Raw genomic sequence first — 2,129 nt, 5'->3', positions numbered from 1 at the left:
ACGGCCTTGGTCGTCCCAGAAGCCGGTCTCGATGTTGTCGGTCAGTAGGGCGGCGTTGCGTCGTGCGCGTTCGGCCGGGTCCGGGATGGCGGGGTCACCGATCACGTCGGTCATGCGGCGGTCTCCAGTTCAGGCAGGTCCGGGGCGGCAGCCGCGGTGGTGGTGTTGATGGGTGTGTCGCGGGCTTTGGCGAGGATGTCCAGGGCGAAGTAGCGGCGGCCTTCGGTCCATTCGTCGTGCTGTTCGGCCAGGACCGCGCCGACGAGGCGGATGATCGCGTCGCGGTCGGGGAAGATCCCGACGACGTCGGTGCGGCGGCGGATCTCCTTGTTCAGGCGTTCATTCGGGTTGTTCGACCAGATCTGACACTGTTGGCCAATCCCGGTCACGCCGCTGCGGCATGCAATCGCGCGGCCCGGTGGCTGCGAGTCAGCGCCAGCGGTATGCCGCAGAGCCATGCATCGACGCGTGCGAGGTTGATGGCCGCGGCGGTCAGGACGTGTTGCAGGTGAGTTTTAGCGAGACCGAGGTAGCGGGAACGGCGCAGGCCGAAGCCGCGCACGGCCTGCGAGATCGTGGCTTCGATGCCCGAGCGCAGCGCATACTGCCGCTTCCATTGCTCGGTTTCCTGGATCTTGCGTGCCTGGTGGAGGGCATCGTGGACCTCACGGCGGTGCAGGGTGAGCTGGCGAGGTTCGCGTTTGGCGCGGGTGCAGTGCGGCCGTGCCGGGCATGGGGTGCAGTCACGTTTGGAGAATTCGACGTGGATGGCTTCCTCGTCGGCTGCGGTGCGCCAGGGCGACCAGTGGATCGACGTCTTGCCCTGCGGGCAGGTGACCTGATGGTTCTGCCAGTCGATGCCGAAGCCGGTGATGTCGAATCCTTGGCCGGCCTTGGCCTGCCAGCTGGAATCCTGCCGGGCCGGTCCGAGCAGGTCGACGCCGTATTCGGCGCGGCTGGCGACCAGCAGTTCCCCACCGGTGTAGCCGGAGTCGATCAAATGAGTGACGGGTAGGAGATCGCGCTTGTGCAGGGCGGCGTGGATGGCGCTGGTCATGTCGTTGTCAGCGACTTGTCCGGCGGTCGTGGTCACATCCGTGATCAGGTTTGGGCTGCCGGGTTCGCAGGTCTCGCTCAAGTGAGCCTTGTAGCCGACCCAGCCGCTGCCGCGCTTGACCGCGTAGCGGGCGTCGTCGTCATAAGGTGAGGCCTGCCGGTCGGCCGAAGCCGGAAGGTCGCTGGTTGCCCGCCAGGCCAATGCGCCGTGGTCGTCGGCGGTGTATTGCTGGCTCCAGATCCGCCGCAGCGTGGCCACCGCCGGCACCTGCGCCAGCCAATCGGGTGAGCCGTCGGCGTCGACGTGGGCGAGTAGCCGAGCGCCGTCGGCGCCGACAAGCTGGGCGTATGCGAGGCGTTTAGCGTCGTCCTTGGGCAGTTGATACTCCTCGACCCGGTGCCCATAGCGGTTGAGCCAGCCGGGTTCCAGGATCGTCGACAGCCAGTCCGGGACGGCCGCGGCCAGGGCGCTGAGCGCGGCCCGCACGGTCTCACCGACCATTTCCAGCTGGTTAACCGTCCGGATCGCGGCTAGCACGTGCGTGGAATCGGTGCGCTGCCGGCCCCCGGCTTTGACCAGCCCTGCGTCGTTCAGCCGTCGCAGCAGCACGTCCAGGACGAGATCACCATGTCCATCGGCCAGCCTGGCGCGGAACTCCGAGAGCACCGAGAAGTCGAATCCCGCGTCGCTGAGCTCCAGACCCAGCGCATACTTCCAATCGATCCGCCCGCGCACCGCGTCAGCGGCCTGCCGATCGGACAGCCCTTCGGCGAACTGCAACACGCTGACCAGCGTCAACCGGCCTGGCGACAACGCCGGCCGGCCGCGCCGCGAGAACAAGGCGCTGAACTGCGCGTCATCGAAGACCGTTCCAAGCGCATCTCGGATGCGGATGCATAGCGTCCCCTTGGGGAACGCCGCCCGACAAACCCGCTCGGTGTCAACCGGGACAGCGTGGTGCTGAGCAGAATGCAGGGACAAGATGCCACCTCTTCGATCACTCCACCAAGGACAGTGGAAGATCATCGCCGACCGGCAAAGCTCGCGTGAGTCAGGGATTGGCCAACGGTGT

Annotated in this window: 1 protein-coding gene and 1 pseudogene; both read right to left on the bottom strand. The window is 66.9% G+C overall.

The genetic code is table 11. The features are described from left to right. Nucleotides 1-110 precede the first annotated feature (110 nt). Nucleotides 111-365: pseudogene (locus HH310_RS42950) on the bottom strand (transposase); the annotation flags it as partial. A 20-nt stretch (nt 366-385) separates the two neighbouring features. Next, nucleotides 386-2,038: an IS1182 family transposase gene (locus HH310_RS42945; protein WP_169181542.1), complete on the bottom strand. Its 1,653-nt coding sequence runs from the start codon at nt 2,036-2,038 to the stop codon at nt 386-388. Between the last annotated feature and the right edge of the window lie 91 nt (nt 2,039-2,129).

The organism is Actinoplanes sp. TBRC 11911, from assembly GCF_012933445.1.
Classification (GTDB): domain Bacteria; phylum Actinomycetota; class Actinomycetes; order Mycobacteriales; family Micromonosporaceae; genus Actinoplanes.
Note: the sequence above shows the minus strand (reverse complement) of the source record. Positions and strands in the feature narration are given on the sequence as shown.